We start from the raw sequence: 22,635 nt of genomic DNA, 5'->3' as shown, positions 1-22,635 counted from the left end.
TACGCGACGTCGAGTGTGGGGTTACGTCACGCTCCGGGCGTCCAGAACGTGCGGGTAACCCACGTTCGGCCGACGATGGCCGCTCACCTAGCGGCTGTTGACGTCCTTGTAGTCGCGTTCGGTGTAACCGGTGTAGACCTGGCGCGGGCGGCCGATCTTGCCGCTGCCCTCGTCGTGCATCTCCCGCCAGTGCGCGATCCAACCGGGCAGCCGGCCGAGCGCGAACAGCACGGTGAACATGCGCGTCGGGAAGCCCATCGCCCGGTAGATCACACCCGTGTAGAAGTCGACGTTCGGGTAGAGCTTGCGCTCGATGAAGAAGTCGTCGGTGAGCGCGGCTTCCTCGAGAGTCCGTGCGATGTCCAGCATCTCGTCGTCGCCGCCGAGCTTGCCCAGAATCTTGTCGGCCTGCTCCTTGACGATGCGCGCGCGCGGGTCGTAGTTCTTGTAGACCCGGTGACCGAAGCCCATCAGCTTCACGCCGTCCTCGCGGTTCTTCACCTTCTTGATGAACTCGTGGACGTCGAAGTCGGCCTGGCGGATCTTCTCCAACATCTCCAGGACCGCCTGGTTGGCGCCGCCGTGCAGCGGGCCCCACAACGCGTTGATGCCACCGGAGATCGACGTGAACAGGTTGGCCTGCGACGAGCCGACCAGCCGCACCGTCGACGTCGAGCAGTTCTGCTCGTGATCGGCGTGCAGGATGAACAACATGTCCAGCGCGCGGACGATCTCGGGATCGACCTCGTAGGGCTCGGCGGGGAAGCCGAACGTCATCCGTAGGAAGTTCTCGACCAGCGTCAGCGAGTTGTCCGGGTACAGAAACGGTTGGCCCGCGGACTTCTTGTAGGCGTAGGCCGCGATGGTCGGCAGCTTGGCCAGCAGCCGGATGGTCGACAGCTCTACCTGGTTGTCGTCGAACGGGTCGAGCGAATCCTCGTAGTACGTCGACAGCGCGTTGACCGCGCTCGACAGCACCGGCATCGGGTGGGCGTTGGCCGGGAAGCCGTCGAAGAACCGCTTGAGGTCCTCGTGCAGCAGCGTGTGCCGCTGAATCCGCGTGGTGAACTCCGCGAGCTTTTCCTTCGTGGGCAGCTCACCGTAGATGAGCAGGTAGCTGACCTCGATGAAATTCGACTTCTCGGCGAGCTGCTCGATCGGGTAGCCGCGGTAACGCAGGATGCCGGCGTCGCCGTCGATGTAGGTGATCGCACTCTTGGTCGATGCGGTGTTGACGAAGCCCTCGTCGAAGGTCGTGTAACCGGACTTCGCCAGAAGTGACCCCAGCGCGATGCCATCAGCGCCTTCGGTGGCGGAAACGATGTCAAGGTCGAGCGTGCCACCGGGGTAGGAGAGGGTGGCTTGCCCTTCCCCACTCTTCGCGTTATCGGCCACGAGGTTCCCTTCGTCGCTGCTGGGAGTATTCGGACATTGCTCCTACAAAAGGTAGTCCCATTCCGGCAGGCGTGCCCCGCCGGGGGCGGTCACTTGCTCAGACGGGCAGCCGCAGATTACCCAACAGGCCGGTGAACTCCGCGAAGACCGTCTCCAAGCGCTCGATCAGGTCGTCGATGGTCACCTGTGACGGATCCCCGCTGAACTGCACCGCATCATTGAGCGCGGTAACGATCACCGCTCCCCAGGTCGAAGATGCCAACCGGACTCGGCGATCATCCAGGGTGACGCCCATCCGCTTGGCCAACACGGCTTCAACGGCGTTGCCGCGGAACTCAACGGTGACCTGCCGCAGCGCCGGCGACAACAGAACGAGCCGGGTGATACACAAGACCCGCTCGGCCGTCAGCTCGCCAGGCCTGGCATGTTTCGACGCCCGAGCCATTGCGACGTAGGCGCGCAGGATCGCCTCGAAGTGGTTCAGCTCGGGGGGTTGGCGGGCCAGCTCGACGGCGACTTGGTCGACGATTTCATCGACCAGAGCCAGTGCGATGGAGTCCTTGGTCGGGAAGTACCTGCTGAAGGTGCGCGGTGAGACGTCGGCTACCGCGGCGATCTGGTCGACGGTGGTGTTGTCGAAACCCTGCCCGTTGCACAGTTCCACGGCGGCGTCGATGAGAGTCGCACGCGTGCGCTGCTTCTTGCGCTCGCGCAGCCCGATAGTCCGCGCCCCCCTACCGTCAGGCACGAACGCGATCCTAACGGTCGAACCTATGAGTGAGCTAAGAAATTGACCAATGAGATAGACCCACGACGTGAATGTTTGTGATCTTGTAAAAGGCACAGCGAATCAATGGAATCGGCTCGGCGCTACGGCTGCAGCCGCTCGATGCGGCCGTCCTGAATGCGAATCCTGTTGTGCACCCGGTTCTCCCGGCCCTGCCAGAACTCAACGACGTCGGCGGCGATCAAATAGCCGCCCCAGTTCGGCGGCACAGGCACCGTGTCGTGGGCTTCGAAGCGCCGCGTCACCTCGGCCAGTTGCTCCAGCAGTGCCGCGCGCGAGGCGATCGGCTTCGACTGGTACGACGCCCAGGCACCCAACTGCGACCCACGCGGTCGCTTCGACCAGTATTCGGCGGTCTCCTCCGCCGACACCTTCCTCACCGGTCCGCGGACGTGGACCTGGCGCCCGGTCAGATACCAGGGGAAGGTGGCCGACGCGTACGGCGTCGCCGCCAGCTGCTCGCCCTTGTCGGAGTCGTAGTTGGTGTAGAACGTGATGCCCGTGTCGTCGACGCTCTTGCACAACACCGACCGGGTGACGGGCCGCCCGCGGCTGTCGACCGTGCCGACCACCATGGCGTTGGGTTCTGCGACACCGGCGCGCTCGGCATCGGCTAACCACTTGCGCAGCAACGTAACCCAGCCGTCGGCCAACCAATCGACATCCAGATCGGGACTGCCGTCCTTTTCCGCAGAACCGTATTCCACCCGCATCCTCGCCAAGTGTTCTGGGCCTACCTCCGCCACGCGACAACGCTACGCCCACATCGGCTGCCGTCGTGTCAGCAACCGCCAGATGAGCACCGATCGAGAGGTGCAAGAATCTGGCCATGAGCGCGGTGCCCGAAGACTTCGTACCCGGCCTCGAAGGCGTCGTCGCCTTCACTTCCGAGATCGCCGAACCCGACAAGGACGGCGGCGCACTGCGCTACCGCGGCGTCGACATCGAGGATCTGGTCAACCAGCGGGTGACCTTCGGCGACGTGTGGGCGCTGCTGGTCGACGGCAAGTTCGGCAACGGTCTGCCGCCCGCTGAACCGTTTCCGCTGCCGATCCACAGCGGCGACGTGCGCGTCGACGTCCAGGCCGGTCTGGCGATGTTGGCCCCGATCTGGGGCTATCCCCCGCTGCTCGACATTGACGACGCGACGGCCCGCGAGCACCTCGCGCGGGCCTCGGTAATGGCGCTTTCCTACGTCGCGCAGTCCGCGCGCGGGATCTATCGGCCCGCGGTCCCGCAGCGCACCATCGACGAATGTTCCACGGTGACAGAGCGATTCATGACTCGCTGGCAGGGTGATCCGGATCCCCGTCACGTCGAGGCCATCGACGCCTACTGGGTCAGCGCCGCCGAGCACGGTATGAACGCCTCGACCTTCACCGCCCGCGTGATCGCGTCGACCGGCGCCGACGTCGCGGCCGCCCTGTCAGGCGCGATCGGCGCGATGAGCGGGCCGCTGCACGGCGGCGCACCGGCTCGGGTGATCCCGATGATCGAGGAGGCCGAGAAGACGGGCGACGCCCGCTCGGTCGTCACGGGCATCCTCGACCGCAACGAGAAGCTCATGGGCTTCGGGCATCGGGTGTACCGCGCCGAAGATCCGCGGGCCCGGGTGCTGCGGGCGACGGCCAAGCGTCTCGAGGCGCCGCGTTACGAGGTCGCCGCCGCGCTCGAGCAGGCCGCCCTTGCCGAACTGCGGGAGCGGCGACCCGACCGCGCCATCGAGACCAACGTCGAGTTCTGGGCGGCGGTGATCCTCGACTTCGCCCAGGTGCCGACCAAGATGATGCCGGCGATGTTCACCTGCGGGCGCACCGCCGGATGGTGTGCACACATCCTCGAGCAGAAGCGGCTCGGCAAGCTGGTGCGTCCGTCGGCGATCTACGTCGGCCCGGAGCCGCGCAGCCCCGAGTCGGTCGAGGGCTGGGACCAAGTCGTCCGGTCGTGACTGCGCCCTCGATCCTGGAGACGTTCGCCTCGGCGGCGCACAGTTTCGCGGACCTGGTCGGCCGCATTCCCGCCGACGCGTGGTCGGGTCCCGGTCTGGGCGACTGGGATCTGCGCTCGCTTGTCGGGCACACGTCGCGCTCGCTGACCACGGTGCTCACCTACCTCGAGACGCCCGCCGACCGCGAGGACATCGCCACGCCGCAGGAGTACTACGCGCGGGTGAACCCGACGGCGCTGGGGTTGGACCCCGCCGACGTGGCCGAGCGCGGGCGGCAAGCCGGACGCAACCTCGGTGAGGACCCGGCGGCAGCCGTGGCCGACCTCGTCTCCCGAGCGCTCGCGCGGCTGGAGACGGTGGGCGACCCGTTGATCCGGGTGCTCGGCGGGTTGGGCATCCGATTGCGGACCTATCTGCCGACGCGGACGTTCGAGCTGGCCGTGCACAGCCTGGACATCGCACGCGCCGTTGATCTTTCGTTCACGCTGCCGGGTTCGGTGCTGGAGGAGGCGTTGGTGTTGGCGGCGCGCATGGCGGCCGAGCAGCAGGGTGAGACGGTGCTGATGGCGCTGACGGGCCGCGACAGCCTGCCGCCGTCGTTCTCGATCGTCTGATTTCGCGTCCCAGGGGCGGGGGCTGGGCGCACTAAGCGGTTGATTGCCCTCATGCCATGCGTGCGATCAACCCGCTAAGGCTTGTCGGTGGGCGGTGGTTGCATGGCCGGTGTACCGATGAATTGCGTGCACGCGCCCGGTCGGTACTGACGACCCCGTTCGCGGGACGCAACCTATTCGAGAGGAGCTCTTCTGATGGCTATCGACTTTCAGCCCACGGTGTCGCCCATGCTCACGGTCAGCGATGGCGCTGCGGCCATCGACTTCTACGTCAAGGCGTTCGACGCCGAGGAACTCGGCCGCGTACCCGGACCCGACGGCAAGCGACTGTTTCACGCCGCGCTGCGCATCAACGGGGCCTTGGTGATGCTCAACGACGACTTCCCGGAGATGAACGACGGCAAGTCGGTGACGCCGGAAGCGCTCGGCGGCTCGCCGGTGACCATTCACTTGACGGTCGACGATGTCGACGCCAGGTTCCAGAGGGCCGTCGACGCGGGCGCGACGGTCGTCATGCCGCTCGACGACATGTTCTGGGGGGACCGTTACGGCGAGCTTCGGGACCCCTTCGGGCATCTGTGGTCGATGGGCCAGCCGATGCGCGAGGTCAGCCAGGAGGAGATCGACGAGGCGATCAAGCAGCACCAGTGACGGAGCTAGCGGCGCAGGCCGGCAAATAGGCGTCGGCCGAGCGGCACCGGGGCGTCGGCCGCGGCGGTCAACATGTCGGCGACCGCGGTGAACTTGACGCGCGGCCTTTCCTCACCGCCGCGGGCGACCTCGGCGGCGTCGATCGCCTTCCACCCCGCGGAGTCGACCACGTCGGGTCGCCTGCTGCGAACCAGCTTGTCGAGGGCGGCCGGCTTGTGCGCGGGGTCGCGCAGCCTGCCGTCGTTGTAGTCGGCGACCAGATTGTGCACGGTCTGAGCGGCGCACGACTTGTTGGTCCCGATGAACCCCGTCGGCCCGCGTTTGATCCATCCCGCGACGTAGCTGCCTTGCACGGAAACACCTGCCTGCGGGTCGACTACCCGGCCGCCGTCGTTGGGAACGATCGCCGCTGACTCGTCGAAGGGGAGCCCGCGAATCGGCCTGCCGCGGTAGCCGATCGAGGTCAACACCAGCCCGGTGTCGACCCGCCGAACCTCGTCGGCGCCGGTGACGGTGAACTCCATCGCCTCGGCGCGGGCGTCGCCGATGACGCGCTTCGGCGTCAGGTGATAGGCCAGCCGGATACGCGGCCGCGCCACCGGTGCGGACGTGTCGCCGAGCTTGCTCAATACCTCCAACTTGTTGCGGGTCAGGCGATCCTCGGTGGTGGCCATCTCGCGCTCCACCCACTCGTGGTCCTCAGGCGAGAGCACCACCTCGCATGTCGAAGTCAATCCGATCAGCTCGGGCAGTGTGAACGCCGAGTCCGCGGGCCCGCGCCGCGCCGCGATCACGACCTCGGTCACCTTCGAGTCGCGGAGCACGGCGAGCGCGTGATTTGAGATATCGGTGGCCGCAATGATGTCGGGTGGCGTGGTGAGGATTCGCGCGACATCGAGAGCGACGTTGCCGTTGCCGACGATGACAACCCGCTCATGGCTCAAATCGACCGGTAGGCAGTCGAAATCAGGGTGGCCGTTGTACCACGCAACGAACTCGGTGGCGGTGCCCGTGCCCTGCAGGTTCATTCCCGCGATGTCGAGCCGGCGGTCGTTGGGCGCTCCGACCGCATAGAGCACGGCGTGGTGGTGCTCGAGCAGCTCGTCGTGAGTGACGTCGGTGCCGACCTCGACGTTGAGGTAGAAGGTGAATCCCGGTTGGGCTGCGATTCTGTCGAACAGTTTGGTCACGCGTTTGGTGCTCTGATGGTCGGGTGCGACGCCGGCGCGCACCAAACCGTATGGCGTTGGCAGCTTTTCGAAGACGTTGACCCGCACACCCTTTTGGGTGAGCAGCTCGTCGGCGGCGTACATCGCCGCCGGTCCCGATCCCACGATCGCCACGGTGAGCGGTCCGCATGAGCGTGGGTAGACCACCGGCGCCTCGATCACCGGCGCCAGCTTCGACGTCGCCGGCAGCTTTCCGTCCGGTTCGGGGTAGAACGCGGCGTTCAACTCGACGAACGGAAGCTGCGCAGGCGTCAACTTCGAATCGTGCGATATCGCGCCGACCGGACAGGCCGACACGCACGCACCGCAGTCGACGCACGCCACCGGATCGATGTAGAGCATCTCGGCGGTCGCGAAGCCGGGTTCGTCGGGCGTCGGGTGGATGCAGTTCACCGGGCACGCGTAGACACAGGACCCGTCGCTACAACACGACTGGGTGATCACATGCGGCACAGGCGCTCCCTACGCGGCAGCGACCACGTGCTGGCGAGCCGGTTCGCTGCGGTAACGACTGGGCGGACCGTCGATCTTGCAGAGCCGCCACACGAGTTTCGCAAACGGGTTCATCAGTCCGGTGTCGTGGCAGAGCATCCGGACATCGCCGAACATGTCGCGCAGGAACTGCCGCGACTTGGGCGCGCGGAAGAACAGCTCCTTGCGCACCGAGCGCGGGATGTCGAACTCACGCCAGAACGACCGCGGCGGCACGATGATCGCCTGGCACAGCACCCGCATGATGATCGGCACGTTCCACGACAGCCAGAACCGCTGCCGGCGATTCAGATGCGGCAGGCGCTTGCGCAGATACTCGTGGGCGAACGAGATGTGGCGCGCTTCCTCGGCGACGTGGATCGCCATCACCCGCTCCATGATCGGATGCAGTTCCTTGCCCTCGCGCAGCACGTTCTTCTGGGTGTGGTCGATCGGTTCCTCGCCGGCGAGCACGCCGAAGAAGAACGGGATCGGCAGGGGCCCGGCGATCAGCGGGATGAACGGCGACAGCCAGCGCAGCATCCGCGGCATGCCGGGCACGTCCGCGCCGATGCGGTTGATCATCTCCTGGAACATCATCGTGTGGTTGCACTCTTCGACCGACTCGTGCAGGCAGTACCGGTATTCGGGTGAGCCGTTGGGCACCCAGAACGCGTAGTTGGTCAGGCCGCGGATGAGGATGATCTCGAACTGCAACCCGACCTTGGCGACGTTGGCCTGCCGCCACATCCCGATCTCGATCTGCCGCTCGAGCGGCTGGGCCTGATACCAGGGATGTCCACCGAGCGGGTCGGTAGCGGGCAACACCCAGCGCGGATCGTTCTCAATGACCGCGAACTCCGGGGAGTCCCAGTCGATGTCGGTATACGGATTGAAGTGGCGCCGCACCGAACCTTCGGACAGCGTCATGAGCGTGTCGACGTACTCGGCGTCGTCGCTGACTTCCATGTTGCGACGCCAGCGCCTGACCATACGAGTCCGGGCCATTCTCAGCCTCCCCTTTGAGGTTTACATTCGCGCCTCTGATGTCCAACAACGGTACCGCAGGTACTACGTACTGAACATACCCGGAAGCGAGATGTGTCACACCGGCCGTTTCGACGCGACGTGTGATCGCGCTCACATATCGGGAAGAAGGGTTGGGGGTTATTTGGTGCCGAATTCGCCCACTGCGGTGGCCCGATTACCGGCGCGCGCCACCGAGAACCCGGCTTCGGTCATGCCGCAATCGGTGATGATCGCGCGGTGTCCCGGGCTGTTCATCCACCAGTTGACGGCCGCGGCCGGGACACCGTTGACACCGGTGCTCCAGAAGATGATCTCGCCGACGTTCTCGTACTGCGTGTAGCCGGCCGCGGTGATGCGTTGGCCGACGGACGACCCGTCCGAGCCGGTGTGGCTGCGTACGTTGTTGGCCAGCATGTCGTTGGCCTGACGCGCGGCGGCCGCGGTCAGCTGTGGGTTGGCTGCGACGGGGCCGCAGCCGTTGGCCGCGCGGGCGGCGTTGACCTCGCCCAACAGCGCGTCGCCGTCGTCAGCGTGGGCCGGGATCGCGAGTGCCGGGCTGAATAGCGCCAACGCTGCTGCGCAGGCCGGTATCACCTTCATGCTTCTGCTTCGACTGTCCACGTGCCCCCGGCTCGATCCGCAGTCCCCGACAGGTCACAGTATGGACACGGCGAGGTCTCTATATCGGCCGTTTACCCACTTTTTAGAGTTCTCTTGCCTTCCATCCCCGCGGCAAGAGCACCGGCGCGGTCATTACTGTTGACCGCATGGGCCAGCTGACGATTCCCGCCGACCTCAAACCGCGTGACGGCCGCTTCGGTTGCGGCCCCTCCAAGGTGCGGCCCGAACAGCTGGCGGCGCTGGCCGCCGCCGGCGACCTGTTCGGTACGTCGCATCGCCAAGCGCCGGTGAAGAATCTGGTCGGCCGGGTGCGCGACGGGCTGCGCCAGCTGTTCTCGGTGCCCGACGGCTACGAGGTGATCCTCGGCAACGGCGGCACCACCGCGTTCTGGGATGCGGCGGCGTTCGGTCTGATCGACAAGCGCTCGCTGCACCTGACCTACGGGGAGTTCAGCGCGAAATTCGCCTCGGCCGTCGCCAAGAACCCGTTTGTCGGCGATCCGGTCGTCGTCAAGGCGGACCCGGGCAGCGCACCGGAGCCGACGTCGGATCCTTCGGTGGACCTGATCGGCTGGGCGCACAACGAGACCTCGACGGGTGTCGCGGTCCCGGTGCAGCGCCCCGACGGGTCGGGTGATGCGTTGATCGCGATCGACGCGACGTCGGCGGCGGGTGGGCTCCCGGTCGACATCGCCGAATCCGACGTCTACTACTTCGCTCCGCAGAAGAACTTCGCAGGCGACGGCGGCCTGTGGATCGCCATCATGTCGCCGGCCGCGCTCGCCCGCGTCGAGGCCATCGCGGATGCGGGGCGCTGGGTTCCGGAGTTCCTGTCGCTGCCGATCGCGATCGAGAACAGCCTCAAGAACCAGACGTACAACACCCCGGCGATCGGCACGCTGATCCTGCTGGCCGAGCAGCTGGACTGGTTGCTGGACAACGGCGGCCTGGACTGGGCGGTCAAGCGCACGGCGGAATCGTCGCAGCGGTTGTATTCCTGGGCCGAGGCCGCGGCGTTCGCCACGCCGTTCGTCGCGGATCCGGGGTTGCGCTCGCAGGTGGTCGGCACCGTGGACTTCAACGACGACATCGATGCCGGCGCCGTTGCCAAGACGCTGCGAGCCAACGGCATCGTCGACACCGAGCCTTATCGCAAGCTCGGCCGCAACCAGCTCCGGGTGGGGATGTTCCCGGCCGTCGATCCCGAGGACGTCAGCGCGCTCACCGCGTGCATCGACTGGGTGGTGGAGCGGCTTTAGCCGCGACCGACAGCAGGGGAGCGGCTTTAGCCGCGACCAACAGGCCGGGGAGCGGCTTTAGCCGCGACCGACAGCCGGGGCGCGGCTTTAGCCGGCTTCCTGTCTCCGCGTGTCCTACCAGGTAACGAGCGGATAACGCAGTAGTGTCCGGTTGATCGGGCTTTGCGCTAGCCCGGAGGAGGTCGCCATGCGAGAACTCAAAGTCGTCGGACTCGATGTGGACGGCAAACGAATCATCTGCGAGGCCGACGGCTCCGGCGAGAAATTCACGCTGCGGCGCGACGACCGGTTGCGGGCCGCCGTTCGAGGTGACCAGATGGGTTCGAGCCAGATACGAGACGAGGCCGAGGTTCACAACGTGTTGCGCCCCAAAGAGATTCAGTCACGCATCAGGGCGGGCGCGTCCGTCGAGCAGGTCGCCCAGGCGTCGGGCGTCGACGTGGCCCGTGTCGAGCGATTCGCACACCCGGTGTTGCTCGAGCGTTCGCGCGCCGCCGAACTGGCAACGGCCGCGCACCCGGTGCTGCCCGACGGTCCGTCGGTGCTGACCCTCTTGGAGACCGTCACGACGGCGTTGATCGCGCGCGGGCTCGACCCCGACGCCCCGACGTGGGATGCGTGGCGAAACGAGGACGGCCGCTGGACCGTACAGCTCGCGTGGCAGGCGGGGATGTCCGACAACGTCGCGCATTTCCGGTTCACCCCCGGCGCCCATGGTGGGACCGTGACGGCGTTCGACGACGCGGCGTCCGAGCTGATCGATCCGAACTTCTCGCGCCCACTGCGCCCGGTCGCCGCGCTGCCAAAGCCTGCGGCCGAGGTCGAGGAACCGACGCTTCCGATCGAGCCGCCGGTGCAGGTCACCGCTCCGGATCCGCAGCCCGAAGCGGAGCCCGAGCCGGAGCCCGTCGCACCGAAGCCGGCCAAGGCTCGCAGAGGTAAGGCCAAGCCGGCGGTCCCGGCGTGGGAGGACGTTCTGCTGGGCGTTCGGTCCAGCGGTCAGCGCTGAGTTTCCACGCCCAGGTCAGCCGCTGAGCGCGACGGCGAGCACCACTAGCCACGCGGCGGCGACCCCGACAGCGGAGCCCAGCACGAACCATCGCCACACCGGCCGGTTACGCCACCCCCACACCGTCGGGGCCAGGCCGCCGACCGCGACCAAGTTGAGTCCGATCGCCAGCAATGGGTGTAATCGCAGCAATCCGAGGCTGAGCACGACGATCGCGGCCGCGATCACCGCCGCCACGAATCCGGCCACCGTCAGCCCCATCGCCCACGGTGTCGAGTCGTCGGCCATCTCATTCACTCCGCGTCGCTCCGCTCAATGTCGCCGGTGCCCAATCTAACTCGCTCATAGAACGCCAGGGCGGCGGCTGTCGCGACGTTGAGCGAGTCGGTTCCCCGCGACATCGGGATCCGCACCCGAAGATCCGCGGCACGCATCGTCCGCTCCGTGAGCCCCGGACCCTCCGCGCCGACGAGGATCGCCACCTTGTCGTCGACGACGTCCGACATCGCCTCGGCCAGGATGCGTGCGGTAGCGGCGGGCGTCATCGCCAGCAGTCGAAACCCATTGTCGCGCAACAACTCCAGATCATCCGGCCACGACTGCGCCCATGCATAGGGCACGAGCAGCGCATGTCCCATCGACACCCGGACTGCGCGCCGATACAACGGATCGGCGCAGCCGGTGCCGAACACGAGTGCGTCGACACCGAGACCGGCCGCGTTGCGAAAGATCGAGCCGAGATTTTCGTGGTCGTTGACGCCCTCGAGGACGGCGACGGTACGCGCTCCATCGAGCACCTCGGCGACCGTCAACTCCCCCGGCCGCGAGGCCGACGCCAGTACGCCGCGGTTGAGGTGAAAACCCACCACTTCGGCCATCACGTCGGCGGGCACGCGGTAGTACGGGGCGGAGACACCGGCCAGATCGGCCCCGAGTTCCTGCAGCCGGCGGTCGGTGCCCATCATCGCGCGCGGGACGAACCGCGAGGCCAGCATGCGTTGCACCACCAGCACGCCCTCGGCGATCACCAGCCCCTTGCCGGTGGGCAGGTCGGGCCTGCGGTCGACGCTGTTGAGATCGCGGAAGTCGTCGAGTCGCGGATCGGACGGATCGGCGACGTCGATCACGGTGGCTGTCACGGTCACGCTTGGCCGGCACCCCCGCGCGGTGGGCTACCTTTCATAGCGATGACCCCGCAACCGCCCCCGCTGCCCGGCAAGCTGCTCAAGCCGTGGCCCGTCATCGTCGCGATCGCGGCGGGTTGGGTCGTCGCTGCGATCCTGGCGTTCACGGTGACCGGTCTACACGAGTGGCGGCCGTACACGGTGGCCGGGCTGGGCGTCGGCGCCCTTGGCACGGGGATCTGGTTGTGGCAACGTCACGCCGTGCGTCGCGGATCGCGCGGGGCTCAGAGCGGACTCACGTAAAACAGGATGAGACGGGAGGGCGCAATGGCAGCGCCGCTGTTGCAGGCCGAGACGACGATCAACGCCCCGGTGTCGAAGGTGTGGGAACTGGTCTCGAACCTCAAGAACATGCCGCGATGGAGCCCGCAGTGCCGGCTCATGAAGACGTTCGGTCCGCTGCAGCCGGGCGCGCGGACCATCAATCTCAATCGGCGCAAGTTCCTGGTGTGGCCCACCACCAGCCGGATCATCGAAGTGATCCCGGAGAAGAAGCTGGCGTTCCGGGTCAACGAGAACAACACGGTGTGGAGCTACGAACTCGAACCCACCGAGACCGGCACCCGGCTGGTGGAGACCCGCCATGCGGAGAACGGGGTCAAGCCGGTGTCCACGATGTTGGTCAACGCGGTGATGGGCGGCGTGCCCAGTTTCGAACGTGAACTCGTCGAGGGCATGAACGAGTCGCTCGCGCGGATCAAGGCCGCGGCCGAAAGCTAGTCGGACGACGATCAAGCGGCGAGGAACGAGCCGCGTTGAGAAGTCCGACGAATAACGTCAGTCGGCCGGCTCGGTCAGATCGAGCACGCCGTCGTCGTACGGGTCGTAGAGCGGGGATCCGCCACCCGCGGGTTGCGGCGTGTCCGAGTGTGCGCCGCAACCGTATTCGGAGTCCACGACGTGACCGTCGGCGGAGAACTCGTTCGCGCAGACGCCGAACATCGTGCCCAGTGAACCGGCCAGCGGAAGATAGAACCCGCAGTCGCGGCAGACGCGCCGTGTCGAGCGCGCCATCGCCGAACCGGGACCGTAGTCGCCGTCGTGCCAGCGCTGAGCCGCATCGATGCGGCCCCACTGGCTGAGCACCTGTCGACGGCCCAGACCCACCTCGAGAGCTACGTCGTCGATCTGCGGGTCGCCGGTCGCCAGGTAGCCGGGCACCAGACGGGCGTCGTCCGGGGGCGGGGCGAGAAGATCGCCCGGGCCCAGATCGCCGGGCTGAACACGGTCCTGCCACGGCACCCACTTCGGCGCCAGCAACGCCGTCGGCCCTGGCACCAGCACCACCTCGCTGATGGTGGCGTGGTCGGCGCCGGGCCACGCGGCGACGACGACCGCCCACTGCCAGCCGCGGTAACCGGGCATGTCGGCGAGGAAGCGGTGCGTGGCCGCGGTCGGGTCCTCGAAGCTGGCACCCAGGTATTCACCGACGGTGTCCTCGCCGCTGAACTCGACGATCGCCGCACGTGCGTCGTCGACGGCGCCCAGGAGTACCGCCTCCAGATCCGGCCGCTCGGCGGATTCGGTCACGCTTTCCATCGCCCTCAATACTGCCTGACCGGCTAACCGGCAGCCACACCGGTTGGCTGCACGCCCGCTACCGCTTCGATGGTGGAGAATCGACATCGTGACCGGACCGCGTCGTGACCCCCGAGACTCTGCGGGTCGGCGCGACCCTCGGTACCACCCACCACGACCGCCCGCCGACGACCGCTGGGGTGACGACCGGTGGAGCGATGAACACCCGGGGATGGCGAACTACCCGAGCGATCCGAGCTACCGTCGACCCCGGCGCAGCGGACCGACGCCCAGCGCCAACCGCTGGTTGCCTCCGCTCGATGAGCCCACCCGCGAATTCGGTGCCATGCCATCCCCGCACAGGATGGGCGGCGCCGCAGGCGAAAAGGTCACCGTCACACGGGTGGCCGCCCAGCGCAGCCGCGAGATGGGCTCCAGGATGTACGGACTGGTGCACCGGGCCGCGACCGCGGACGGCGCCGACAAGTCCGGGCTGACCGCGCTGACGTGGCCGGTGGTCGCGAACTTCGCCGTCGACGCCGCGATGGCGGTCGCTTTGGCCAACACCTTGTTCTTCGCGGCGGCCTCCGGGGAGAGCAAGGGTAAGGTCGCGCTGTATCTGTTGATCACGATCGCGCCGTTCGCCGTGATCGCCCCGCTCATCGGACCGGCGCTGGATCGGCTGCAGCACGGCCGCCGCGTCGCGTTGGCCACGTCGTTCGGGTTGCGCACGGCGCTCGCGGTGGTGCTGATCGCCAACTACGACGGTGTCACCGGAAGCTTCCCCTCGTGGGTGCTGTACCCGTGCGCGCTCGGAATGATGGTGCTGTCCAAGTCTTTCAGCGTCTTACGCAGCGCGGTGACCCCGCGGGTATTGCCGCCGACCATCGACCTGGTGCGGGTGAACTCGCGGCTGACCACCTTCGGCCTACTCGGCGGTACGATGGTCGGCGGCGCGGTGGCCGCGGGTGCGGAGTACCTGTTCAAGTTGTTCGAGATGCCGGGCGCGCTGTACGTGATCGTCGCGGTGTCGGTGGCCGGCGTGGCCCTGTCGATGCGCATTCCGAAATGGGTCGAGGTCACCGAGGGCGAGGTGCCCGCGACGCTGAGCTACCACGGCCGCACGGGCGAACTGCGGCGCGGCGATCACGTGCCACCGACGAAATCGGCGCGCCAACCCTTGGGCCGCAACACTATCGCCGCACTGTGGGGTAACTGCACCATCAAGGTCATGGTGGGCTTCCTGTTCCTGTATCCGGCGTTCGTCGCCAAGTCTCACGACGCCAGCGGGTGGGAGCAGCTGCGCATCCTCGGACTGATCGGCGCGGCCGCGGCCGTCGGCAATTTCGCGGGCAACTTCACCAGCGCGCGCCTCAAGTTGGGCCGTCCGGCGCAGGTGGTGGTGCGCTGCACTATCGTCGTCACCCTCGCGGCGCTGGCCGCCGCGCTGGCCGGCGATCTGCTGGTGGCGGCGATCGCCACGCTGCTCACGTCGGGGGCGAGCGCGATCGGTAAGGCCTCGCTGGACGCGTCGCTGCAGGACGACCTGCCCGAGGAGTCGCGCGCCTCGGCGTTCGGCCGCTCGGAGTCGGTGCTGCAGTTGGCCTGGGTCGCGGGCGGTGCGGTGGGCGTGCTGGTCTACACCGAATTGTGGGTGGGCTTCACGGCGATCACCTCGGTGCTGATTCTCGGCCTGGCGCAGACCGTGGTGAGCTATCGCGGCGATTCGCTCATTCCGGGTCTGGGCGGCAACCGACCCGTGCTGGCCGAGCAGGAGGGCGCACGCACGAACACCGCGGCGGTGGCGCACGAGTGAAACGCATGATCGCCGCGCTCGTCGCGGTGGTGATCCTCGCGTCGGTGGGTACCGGTGTCCTCGTCTGGTGGCTCAGCAGCGACGACGATGCGCCGAAATACCCTGAGATCAGCGCGTATTCGCATGGGACCCTCGTGCGGGTGGGCCCGTACCGCTATTGCGAGGTGCTCAACCCCACCAAGTGTGAGGTTTTCGAGGACCAGGGCGAACTGCCGGTCATCGAGAGCGACGCGGTGCAGCTGTCTTTGCCGCCGGCGATCGCTCGGGCGCCGTGGGTGCTGCTGCGTCAGTACGAGGGCGGCGACGTCGTCGAGGAGTTTCGCCCGGGAACGCGACTGGCGGTGACCATTCCGACCGTCGACCCGCGGCGCGGCAAACTCACCGGGCTCGCCGTGCTGCTGCCCACGCTGGTCCGCATCGACGACGAAGAGGTGCCGGCTCCGCACGCCGAGTGGTCGGTGCGCACGGTCTGGTCCTGAGCCTTCCGTGGTGCTGAGCCGGCGTCACTCGGCGCCGTGACCCTGCTCCACCCGTTCGCCCTCGCGCGTCGGGCCGGGCGGTGTCCCGTCTCCGAACGGCCTGCCGCCCAAGGCTTCTCGACCGTGCGGTGTCAGCCAGTTGGACAAATCCGGTCCTTTCGGCACGACCTGCGTCGGGTTGATGTCGGTGTGCACGATGTAGTAGTGCTGCTTGATCTGTACGAAGTCGACGGTGTCGCCGAAACCCGGTGTCTGGAACAGGTCGCGGGCGTAGGCCCACAGCGCGGGTAGCTCGGAAAGCTTCTGACGGTTGCACTTGAAGTGCCCGTGATAGACGGGGTCGAAGCGCGCCAGCGTGGTGAACAGCCGCACGTCGGCCTCGGTGATGGTGTCGCCCACCAGGTATCGCTGGTCGGCCAGCCGGTCCTCGAGCCAATCGAGCGCTGTGAACAGGCGGTCGTAGGCCTTGTCGTAAGCCTCTTGAGAGCCCGCGAACCCGCACCGGTACACACCGTTGTTGATCTCGGTGTAGATGCGTTGGGCCACCTCGTCGATCTCGTCGCGGTGCTTCTCGGGGTAGAGCTGCGGGGCGCCGTCGCGGTGGTACTGCGTCCACTCGGTGGAGAAGTCGAGCGTGATCTGCGGGAAGTCGTTGGTGACGACCTCACCGGTCGGCACATCGACGATCGCAGGGACCGTGATGCCCTTGTCGTAATCGGGGAAGCGTTTGAGGTAGGCGTCCTTGAGCCGGGGGATCTTGAGAACCGGGTCGACGCCGCCAGGATCGAGGTCGAACGTCCAACTGTCCTGGTCGTGGGTGGGCCCGCAGAAGCCGATCGACAGCGCGTCTTCGAGTCCGAGCAGCCGTCGCACGATGATCGTGCGGTTGGCCCACGGGCAGGCCCGCGCGACGACGAGCCGATAGCGGCCGGGTTCCACGGGATACCCGTCGCGGCCATCGGCGGTGATACGAGTGCCGATGTATTTGGTGTCGCGGTTGAACTCGCCACCCGAGTCGGATTTGTCGGCGACGTATGCCATGGCACCAGCATGCCCGCCGAGAGTGGGGTTGATGCACGCAGTCGCGGCTCAGGTGTCGATCAACCCGACACTCGGCGCTTAAGAGAGTTAATTCTCGAGTTCGCGGGCGACCGCCCGTACCACTTCGGACACCCGGCGGGCGGCCTTGCGGTCCGGATAGCGACCCTTGCGCAGTTCGGGCTGCACAGCGCTCTCGAGCAGCGTGATCATGTCCTCGATCATGCCGTGCAACTCGTCGGGTGAGTGCTTGCGCTCGGCGGCGGCAGCCTCCCGGCGCGTGCGCGACAGGCTCGGCGGCGGGTCGATGAGCGTCACCGTCAACGCCTGCGGCCCGCGTCTGCCCGCGGCGATGCCGAACTCCACGCGCTGCCCGGCCTTGAGGGTCTCGACACCGGAGGGAAGCGCCGACGATCGGACGTAGACGTCCTCGCCGTCCTCCTGGGACAAAAACCCGAAGCCCTTTTCGGCGTCGTACCACTTAACCCTGCCGGTCGGCACTGGTCTCACCCGCTCGTCGTTGTACCTACAAAAGGAAAGCGCCCCGAATGCGCCGGGACGCGTGCTGCTCGATCCTACTCTGACCTCTACCTCGCCAGCACCCCCTTATCGGTAGGCTGAAGACCACCGCTGGAGGAGAAGAAGCGCGCATATGCGATTGATACTCAACATCATCTGGTTGGTGTTCGGCGGCCTGTGGCTGGCGCTGGGCTACCTGCTGGCGGCGCTGATCTGCTTCGTGCTGATCATCACGATCCCGTTCGGGTTCGCTGCTCTGCGCATCGCGGCGTTCACGCTGTGGCCGTTCGGTCGCACCGTCGTCGACAAACCGGGGCCACGTCCGGGCGCACTGGTCGGCAACGTCATCTGGGTCATCCTGTTCGGCGTCTGGTTGGCGCTCGAACACATCATCACGGCGGTGGCGATGGCGATCACGATCGTCGGCATCCCGCTGGCGCTGGCCAACCTCAAGCTGATCCCGGTCTCGTTGATGCCGCTAGGCAAGGACATCGTGCCCGTCGACGCCGCGAATAACCCCGAGCGGGCGTTCGCGTGACCGTCGTCGATCTCGGTGTGCCCTCTGCCGCCGCACAGTCCTCTCCCGCACCCGCCGACGGACCGCTGATCGACACCTTCGGTCGGGTCGCCACCGACCTGCGGGTGTCGTTGACCGACCGCTGCAACCTGCGGTGCACCTACTGCATGCCCGCCGAAGGCCTGGACTGGTTGCCCTCGGAGCGGCTGCTGCGGCCCGAAGAGCTGACCCGCCTGCTGCGCATCGCGGTGACGCGGCTCGGCGTCAGAAGCGTGCGCTTCACCGGCGGCGAACCCCTGGTCGCCCGCCACCTCGAGGACGTCGTCGCCGCGACGGCTGCGCTGCAACCCCGGCCCGAGATCACGCTGACCACCAACGGCATCGGCCTCGACAAGCGGGCTGAACGACTCAAGCGGGCCGGGCTGAACCGCATCAACGTGTCACTGGACACCGTCGACTCCTCGCGGTTCGCCGCCATCACCCGTCGAGACCGGCTCCCCGATGTGCTGGCCGGTCTGCGAGCCGCGAAGGCCGCGGGCCTAGACCCGGTGAAGGTCAACGCCGTCCTCGACCCGGTCACCGGCCTTGACGACGCGGTCGGGCTATTGCGGTTCTGCCTCGACCACGGCTATCAGTTGCGCATCATCGAGCAGATGCCGCTGGACGCCGGCCACGAGTGGCAGCGCGGCAAGGCGATCGGCGCCGACGATGTGCTGGCCGCCCTGCGACAGCATTTCGACCTCACCCCGGACACCGCCCCGCGCGGCTCGGCGCCGGCCGAGCTGTGGCGCGTGGACGGCGGCGTGGGCAAGGTCGGCATCATCGCCTCGGTCTCACATGCGTTCTGCTCCGCATGCGACCGCACCCGGCTGACCGCCGACGGCCAGGTCCGCAACTGCCTGTTCGCGCAGCAGGAGACCGACCTGCGACGGCTGATGCGCGCGGGCGCCGACGACGCCGACGTCGAGGCCGCGTGGCGCGCGGCGATGTGGGCCAAAGCGGCGGGCCACGGCATCAACGATCCGAACTTCGTACAGCCCGATCGGCCGATGAGTGCGATCGGCGGATGAGTCAAAAGGAAGCAATGACGGCGACAACAACCACGGTGGCGGTGAACGTCCGCTATTTCGCGGCCGCGAGGGCCGCCGCCGGTAACGATGAGGAGACGATTCGGCTTCGGCCCGGAACGACGCTCGCCGAACTCGTCGGGCAACTGAGTGAGCGCGACGAGAATCTCGCGAAAGTGTTGAAACGCTGCTCTTTTCTGAGCGACGGCATCGCCGTGCGCGATGACGACGTCGCGCTTCGCGACGCTCAAACCGTCGATGTTCTTCCCCCATTCGCCGGCGGATAACGGTGATTTCCGTCACATCACGGAATGATCACAACCTGGCTACGGCGCGATTGAGCGCCCGCTAGTCCTGCGGGAACGCCGAAAACTGCTGGGCATTTAGAGGATTTTTAAGATTTGCCGGAGGGGAAAACGCCGTAATCGGCAAAAGATGACGCGGTCAATACGAGCCGTTACGGTTCAGTCCCAAGCCGGTCGACCTCACACCGACTGGCCCGCCGTGGCCAACCGCGCCGAGCTCCATCCGTTGGCGCACGGGATACCGACGAACAACTTGGATGGAGGCGGGGGACCCAACCGGTCCGCCGAGTCAAAGACGGACCTGGAGCCGATCGGTTCCTTGGGGTGAAGCCGAATCGCGTTGTGCGACACGGCCGGGCAATACCTCTCCAGCCCGAACCCGACAGCTGACCTCGTGGGCGCCGAAGAGAGGACCGAACGCACCTATGAGTGGACGGCACCGCAAGCCCGCTTCATCGGCTGTAAGCGTCGCGAAAGTCGCCTTCACGGGCGCTGTACTCGGAACCGGAAGCCTTGCTCTCGCCAGCCAGGCCCACGCCGCCACCGACGGCGAATGGGATCGAGTCGCCAGCTGTGAGTCCGGCGGCAACTGGGCCATCAACACCGGCAACGGCTACCAGGGCGGGCTCCAGTTCGCGCCGAGCACGTGGACCGGTCACGGCGGCGGTGAGTACGCACCCGCCGCGCACCTGGCCACCAAGGAAGAGCAGATCGCCGTCGCCGAACGCGTCCTCGCCAGCCAGGGCAAGGGTGCGTGGCCGACGTGCGGTAAGGGATTGTCGGGTGCGACGCCGCGCACCGTCGTTGACGACGCGATCGACGCCGTGAACAACGTGCTCCCTCCGCCACCGCCGCCGTTCAACCCCTTCGCTCCGCCGCCGCCCGCGCCGGTCGACGCGCTGGCCGCACCCGCGCCTCCGCCACCGCCTCCGGGCGACCCGTTCGCTCCGCCGCCTCCACCCGCACCGGTCGACGCGCTGGCCGCACCCGGTCCCCGACACCGCCGGTCGACGCGTTGGCCGCCCCGGTCCCCGAAGCACCGCCCGCTCCGGCCCCCGCGCCTGAAGCGCCGCCCGCACCCGCGCAGTTCGACGCGCTGGCCGCCCCCGTTCCGGAGGCACCGCCCGCGCCGTTCGATCCGTTGGCCCCACCGGTGCCCGAGGCGCCCCCGGTCGATGCGCAGGCCGTCGCCAACTGGGACGTCGCACCGGATATGCCGGTGCCGGGTCAGCAGCCGGAGCTGTGGTCGCTGCCCGTCGACGCGGCGCTGCAGCCCGCCCCGCAGATGCCGCCGGCCCCACCCGCGCCGGCCGCCGAACCAGTCGTGGCCGACGCCGGCGTTCCGCATCTCGCGAGCCCGGAGAACCTGCCGGCGGGGACCACCGTCGACCGTGCACAAGCCGGGACCGACAGCCCCAACGTCTCCTACTTGAAGGAGATCTGGCACGCGATCCAGACGCAGGACATCACCGGCAAGGACGCGCTGCTCGCGCTGACCCAGCGTCCGCTCACCACACCGGATGCGCCGGGCGGCCAGGCGCCGAACCTTCCGGCTGCACCGGCACCCGACGCACCGCTGCCGCCTGCCTGACCATCACGCGAGCGGCTTCTACGCGGAGTTCACCCATTCGTCGGAGCCGTCGGCGAAGAACTGGTGCTTCCACACCGGGAGCCGCTCCTTGACGACGTCGACCAGTCGTGCGCACGTCCTAAACGCCGCCGCGCGGTGATCGGCCGCGACGGCGGCCACCAGCGCCGCATCGCCGATCTCGAGTGCTCCGATACGGTGGCTGACCGCGATGGCCCGTACCCCTTCGGCATCCGCGGCGATCTCGGCAGCCACCTCCGCAAGAGTCTGCGGCGCCGATGGATGCGCTGAATACTCCAGCCGCAGCACAGAACGCCCACCGTCGTGGTCGCGTACGACGCCGGCGAAGCTCACCACCGCACCAGCCGAGGCGTTGGCGACCAGGGCTTCGTGCTCGGCGGGATCGATGGTCTGGTCGCAGAGGTCCGCGCGCAGCACCACGGCCGTCATCGCGAGTGGTCCTTTCCACCGATCTGATCCAGCGCATGCTCGAGAACGCGGTCGAGTACGCCCAGCCCGTCTTTGACGCCGCCGGGCGATCCGGGCAGGTTCACGATCAGCGTGCGGCTTTTGACCCCGCACACTCCGCGCGACAGCACCGACGTCGGCACCTTGTCCTCACCGGCCCGACGGATCGCGTCGGCCAGGCCCGGAATCTGGTAGTCGACCAGCGCGGCGGTGGCCTCGGCGGTCCGGTCCGTCGGCGAGATCCCCGTGCCGCCTGACGTGATCACCACGTCGACCCCGTCGTCGACCGCCGCGGAGATGGCATCGGCGACCGCGTCGCCGTCCGGCACCACCACGGGCGCCGGGGTTTCGATGTCACGGCCGGTGAGCCAGTCCACGACGATCGGTCCGCTGCGGTCCTCGTAGACGCCTGCGGCGGCGCGTGTGGAGGCGATGACGACCCGACCCGACGGCATCAGCGGGTCCACGTGCCGGTCTTGCCGCCCTCTTTTCGCAGCACCCTGATGTCGTCGATGCGGGCGGCGGGGTCGACGGCCTTGATCATGTCGTAGAGCGTCAATGCGGCCACGCTCACCGCGGTCAGCGCCTCCATCTCGACGCCGGTGCGGTCGGTGCTGCGCACCGTCGCCGTGATGTCAACCGCGGCGTCGCCGATCTCGAAATCGACGTCGACCCCCGTCAGCGCCAACTGATGGCACAGCGGGATGAGGTCGCTGGTGCGTTTGGCGGCCAGGATGCCCGCGACGCGGGCGGTGGCCAGCGCGTCACCCTTGGGCAGGCCTCCCGACGCGATCAACGCGACGACGTCGGCCGTGGTGCGGAGGGTTCCGGCCGCGACGGCGGTGCGCTTGGTGACGTCCTTCGCCGTGACGTCGACCATGTGCGCCGCGCCGGTCTCGTCGACGTGTGAGAGGCGCGCGCGTTCGGACACCTACTTGTTGACGACCGTCACCGCGTGCACGTACGGCAGTTCGTCCGCGGGAAGCGGGAACGTGATCTCGCCGAAGGGCGACAGCGCGCCGGTACGGTCGGTGGCCAGCTCGCTCACCGCGTGGTCGTCGTCACCGTCGATCTCTGGCCAGCCCGGATCGACGTACCGCTTCTTCCCTTTGTTGTCTGCCAC

27 protein-coding genes, 1 pseudogene and 1 riboswitch are annotated in these 22,635 nt (G+C 67.6%); of the genes and pseudogenes, 13 read left to right on the top strand and 15 right to left on the bottom strand.

The window, feature by feature from the left end; translation table 11 throughout:
- Nucleotides 1-87: 87 nt before the first annotated feature.
- The 3 genes from AU198_RS11195 to pdxH form a co-directional block, all read right to left on the bottom strand.
- Nucleotides 88-1,395: a citrate synthase gene (locus AU198_RS11195; protein WP_082690962.1), complete on the bottom strand. Its 1,308-nt coding sequence runs from the start codon at nucleotides 1,393-1,395 to the stop codon at nucleotides 88-90.
- A 97-nt stretch (nucleotides 1,396-1,492) separates the two neighbouring features.
- Nucleotides 1,493-2,143 carry a TetR family transcriptional regulator gene (locus AU198_RS11190; RefSeq protein ID WP_064348137.1) on the bottom strand — a complete coding sequence of 217 codons (651 nt, stop codon included), beginning with the start codon at nucleotides 2,141-2,143 and terminating at the stop codon, nucleotides 1,493-1,495.
- A gap of 122 nt (nucleotides 2,144-2,265) precedes the next feature.
- Nucleotides 2,266-2,895 carry a pyridoxamine 5'-phosphate oxidase gene (gene pdxH, locus AU198_RS11185; protein WP_064348136.1) on the bottom strand — a complete coding sequence of 210 codons (630 nt, stop codon included), beginning with the start codon at nucleotides 2,893-2,895 and terminating at the stop codon, nucleotides 2,266-2,268.
- Between the two features lie 116 nt (nucleotides 2,896-3,011).
- Between pdxH and AU198_RS11180 the strand changes: the two genes are divergently transcribed.
- The 3 genes from AU198_RS11180 to AU198_RS11170 all read left to right on the top strand — a co-directional run bounded on the left by AU198_RS11180 (nucleotide 3,012) and on the right by AU198_RS11170 (nucleotide 5,395).
- A complete protein-coding gene (locus tag AU198_RS11180) occupies nucleotides 3,012-4,130 on the top strand; it encodes a citrate synthase 2 (RefSeq protein WP_064348135.1) in 1,119 nt (372 codons plus the stop codon).
- Nucleotides 4,127-4,744, top strand: coding sequence for a maleylpyruvate isomerase N-terminal domain-containing protein (locus AU198_RS11175; RefSeq protein ID WP_082690961.1), 618 nt, complete (start codon nucleotides 4,127-4,129; stop codon nucleotides 4,742-4,744). Before AU198_RS11180 ends, AU198_RS11175 begins: the two co-directional genes overlap by 4 nt.
- 195 nt (nucleotides 4,745-4,939) lie before the next feature.
- Nucleotides 4,940-5,395 carry a VOC family protein gene (locus AU198_RS11170; RefSeq protein WP_064348134.1) on the top strand — a complete coding sequence of 152 codons (456 nt, stop codon included), beginning with the start codon at nucleotides 4,940-4,942 and terminating at the stop codon, nucleotides 5,393-5,395.
- Between the two features lie 5 nt (nucleotides 5,396-5,400).
- Here the strand turns inward: AU198_RS11170 and AU198_RS11165 are convergent, their stop codons facing one another.
- From AU198_RS11165 to AU198_RS11155, 3 genes are all read right to left on the bottom strand, one after another.
- Nucleotides 5,401-7,077, bottom strand: a complete 1,677-nt coding sequence (locus tag AU198_RS11165) for an FAD-dependent oxidoreductase (RefSeq protein WP_064348133.1) — start codon at nucleotides 7,075-7,077, stop codon at nucleotides 5,401-5,403.
- Between the two features lie 9 nt (nucleotides 7,078-7,086).
- The gene (locus AU198_RS11160) at nucleotides 7,087-8,103 is read right to left on the bottom strand and encodes an AurF N-oxygenase family protein (protein ID WP_064348132.1); all 1,017 of its coding nucleotides are present in this window, start codon (nucleotides 8,101-8,103) and stop codon (nucleotides 7,087-7,089) included.
- A gap of 159 nt (nucleotides 8,104-8,262) precedes the next feature.
- The gene (locus tag AU198_RS11155; protein ID WP_082690960.1) at nucleotides 8,263-8,724 is read right to left on the bottom strand and encodes a CAP domain-containing protein; all 462 of its coding nucleotides are present in this window, start codon (nucleotides 8,722-8,724) and stop codon (nucleotides 8,263-8,265) included.
- Nucleotides 8,725-8,891: 167 nt separating this feature from the next.
- Between AU198_RS11155 and serC the strand changes: the two genes are divergently transcribed.
- Nucleotides 8,892-10,004, top strand: a complete 1,113-nt coding sequence (gene serC / locus AU198_RS11150) for a phosphoserine transaminase (RefSeq protein WP_064348131.1) — start codon at nucleotides 8,892-8,894, stop codon at nucleotides 10,002-10,004.
- A 187-nt stretch (nucleotides 10,005-10,191) separates the two neighbouring features.
- Nucleotides 10,192-11,013: a septation protein SepH gene (gene sepH / locus AU198_RS11145; protein ID WP_064348130.1), complete on the top strand. Its 822-nt coding sequence runs from the start codon at nucleotides 10,192-10,194 to the stop codon at nucleotides 11,011-11,013.
- 15 nt (nucleotides 11,014-11,028) lie between these two features.
- Here the strand turns inward: sepH and AU198_RS11140 are convergent, their stop codons facing one another.
- Together AU198_RS11140 and AU198_RS11135 are read right to left on the bottom strand one after the other, a co-directional pair.
- A complete protein-coding gene (locus AU198_RS11140; RefSeq protein WP_064348231.1) occupies nucleotides 11,029-11,301 on the bottom strand; it encodes a DUF2537 domain-containing protein in 273 nt (90 codons plus the stop codon).
- A gap of 5 nt (nucleotides 11,302-11,306) precedes the next feature.
- The gene (locus AU198_RS11135; RefSeq protein ID WP_231744632.1) at nucleotides 11,307-12,158 is read right to left on the bottom strand and encodes a TrmH family RNA methyltransferase; all 852 of its coding nucleotides are present in this window, start codon (nucleotides 12,156-12,158) and stop codon (nucleotides 11,307-11,309) included.
- 42 nt (nucleotides 12,159-12,200) lie between these two features.
- Between AU198_RS11135 and AU198_RS11130 the strand changes: the two genes are divergently transcribed.
- Nucleotides 12,201-12,440, top strand: coding sequence for a DUF2530 domain-containing protein (locus tag AU198_RS11130; protein WP_064348129.1), 240 nt, complete (start codon nucleotides 12,201-12,203; stop codon nucleotides 12,438-12,440).
- A 24-nt stretch (nucleotides 12,441-12,464) separates the two neighbouring features.
- Nucleotides 12,465-12,917, top strand: a complete 453-nt coding sequence (locus AU198_RS11125) for an SRPBCC family protein (protein ID WP_064348128.1) — start codon at nucleotides 12,465-12,467, stop codon at nucleotides 12,915-12,917.
- A gap of 57 nt (nucleotides 12,918-12,974) precedes the next feature.
- Here AU198_RS11125 and AU198_RS11120 read toward each other — a convergent pair whose 3' ends face one another.
- Nucleotides 12,975-13,736, bottom strand: a complete 762-nt coding sequence (locus AU198_RS11120) for a DUF3027 domain-containing protein (RefSeq protein ID WP_064348127.1) — start codon at nucleotides 13,734-13,736, stop codon at nucleotides 12,975-12,977.
- A 211-nt stretch (nucleotides 13,737-13,947) separates the two neighbouring features.
- On the opposite strand from AU198_RS11120, the gene AU198_RS11115 reads away from it, so the two are divergent.
- Both AU198_RS11115 and AU198_RS11110 read left to right on the top strand, forming a co-directional pair.
- Nucleotides 13,948-15,531: an MFS transporter gene (locus AU198_RS11115; protein WP_197416092.1), complete on the top strand. Its 1,584-nt coding sequence runs from the start codon at nucleotides 13,948-13,950 to the stop codon at nucleotides 15,529-15,531.
- Complete coding sequence (locus tag AU198_RS11110) at nucleotides 15,528-16,010, top strand: DUF2771 domain-containing protein (RefSeq protein ID WP_064348125.1); 483 nt, start codon at nucleotides 15,528-15,530, stop codon at nucleotides 16,008-16,010. The genes AU198_RS11115 and AU198_RS11110 overlap by 4 nt, the downstream gene beginning before the upstream one ends.
- Nucleotides 16,011-16,034: 24 nt before the next feature.
- Here the strand turns inward: AU198_RS11110 and AU198_RS11105 are convergent, their stop codons facing one another.
- Both AU198_RS11105 and AU198_RS11100 read right to left on the bottom strand, forming a co-directional pair.
- Entirely contained in the window at nucleotides 16,035-17,051 is a 1,017-nt protein-coding gene (locus tag AU198_RS11105) for a glutathione S-transferase family protein (RefSeq protein ID WP_064348124.1), read from the bottom strand.
- A gap of 87 nt (nucleotides 17,052-17,138) precedes the next feature.
- Complete coding sequence (locus AU198_RS11100; RefSeq protein ID WP_064348123.1) at nucleotides 17,139-17,549, bottom strand: cold-shock protein; 411 nt, start codon at nucleotides 17,547-17,549, stop codon at nucleotides 17,139-17,141.
- Between the two features lie 151 nt (nucleotides 17,550-17,700).
- Between AU198_RS11100 and AU198_RS11095 the strand changes: the two genes are divergently transcribed.
- The 4 genes and pseudogenes from AU198_RS11095 (at nucleotide 17,701) to AU198_RS26805 (ending at nucleotide 21,047) form a co-directional block, all read left to right on the top strand.
- Complete coding sequence (locus AU198_RS11095) at nucleotides 17,701-18,105, top strand: YccF domain-containing protein (RefSeq protein ID WP_064348122.1); 405 nt, start codon at nucleotides 17,701-17,703, stop codon at nucleotides 18,103-18,105.
- Nucleotides 18,102-19,154 carry a GTP 3',8-cyclase MoaA gene (gene moaA, locus AU198_RS11090; protein ID WP_064348121.1) on the top strand — a complete coding sequence of 351 codons (1,053 nt, stop codon included), beginning with the start codon at nucleotides 18,102-18,104 and terminating at the stop codon, nucleotides 19,152-19,154. Before AU198_RS11095 ends, moaA begins: the two co-directional genes overlap by 4 nt.
- Nucleotides 19,155-19,168: 14 nt before the next feature.
- Nucleotides 19,169-19,438: a MoaD/ThiS family protein gene (locus AU198_RS11085; RefSeq protein ID WP_064348120.1), complete on the top strand. Its 270-nt coding sequence runs from the start codon at nucleotides 19,169-19,171 to the stop codon at nucleotides 19,436-19,438.
- A 250-nt stretch (nucleotides 19,439-19,688) separates the two neighbouring features.
- Nucleotides 19,689-19,872, top strand: a riboswitch (cyclic di-AMP (ydaO/yuaA leader).
- Nucleotides 19,873-19,881: 9 nt separating this feature from the next.
- Nucleotides 19,882-21,047 (top strand): annotated as a pseudogene (locus AU198_RS26805) (transglycosylase family protein).
- Nucleotides 21,048-21,065: 18 nt separating this feature from the next.
- Here AU198_RS26805 and AU198_RS11075 read toward each other — a convergent pair.
- Genes AU198_RS11075 through AU198_RS11060 form a run of 4 tightly spaced genes read right to left on the bottom strand, consistent with a single transcriptional unit; the run spans nucleotide 21,066 to nucleotide 22,635 of the window.
- Complete coding sequence (locus AU198_RS11075; protein WP_064348119.1) at nucleotides 21,066-21,494, bottom strand: molybdenum cofactor biosynthesis protein MoaE; 429 nt, start codon at nucleotides 21,492-21,494, stop codon at nucleotides 21,066-21,068.
- Nucleotides 21,491-21,967 (bottom strand): MogA/MoaB family molybdenum cofactor biosynthesis protein, encoded by a 477-nt coding sequence (locus tag AU198_RS11070; protein ID WP_064348229.1) that lies wholly within the window; start codon nucleotides 21,965-21,967, stop codon nucleotides 21,491-21,493. Before AU198_RS11070 ends, AU198_RS11075 begins: the two co-directional genes overlap by 4 nt.
- The gene (gene moaC, locus AU198_RS11065) at nucleotides 21,967-22,443 is read right to left on the bottom strand and encodes a cyclic pyranopterin monophosphate synthase MoaC (RefSeq protein WP_082690959.1); all 477 of its coding nucleotides are present in this window, start codon (nucleotides 22,441-22,443) and stop codon (nucleotides 21,967-21,969) included. The genes AU198_RS11070 and moaC overlap by 1 nt, the downstream gene beginning before the upstream one ends.
- Nucleotides 22,444-22,635, bottom strand: a complete 192-nt coding sequence (locus tag AU198_RS11060) for a hypothetical protein (protein ID WP_174523753.1) — start codon at nucleotides 22,633-22,635, stop codon at nucleotides 22,444-22,446.

This window comes from Mycobacterium sp. GA-1199, from assembly GCF_001500045.1.
Taxonomy (GTDB): domain Bacteria; phylum Actinomycetota; class Actinomycetes; order Mycobacteriales; family Mycobacteriaceae; genus Mycobacterium.
The sequence above is the reverse complement of the archived record's forward strand: the minus strand, read 5'-3'. Positions and strand labels throughout refer to the sequence as shown.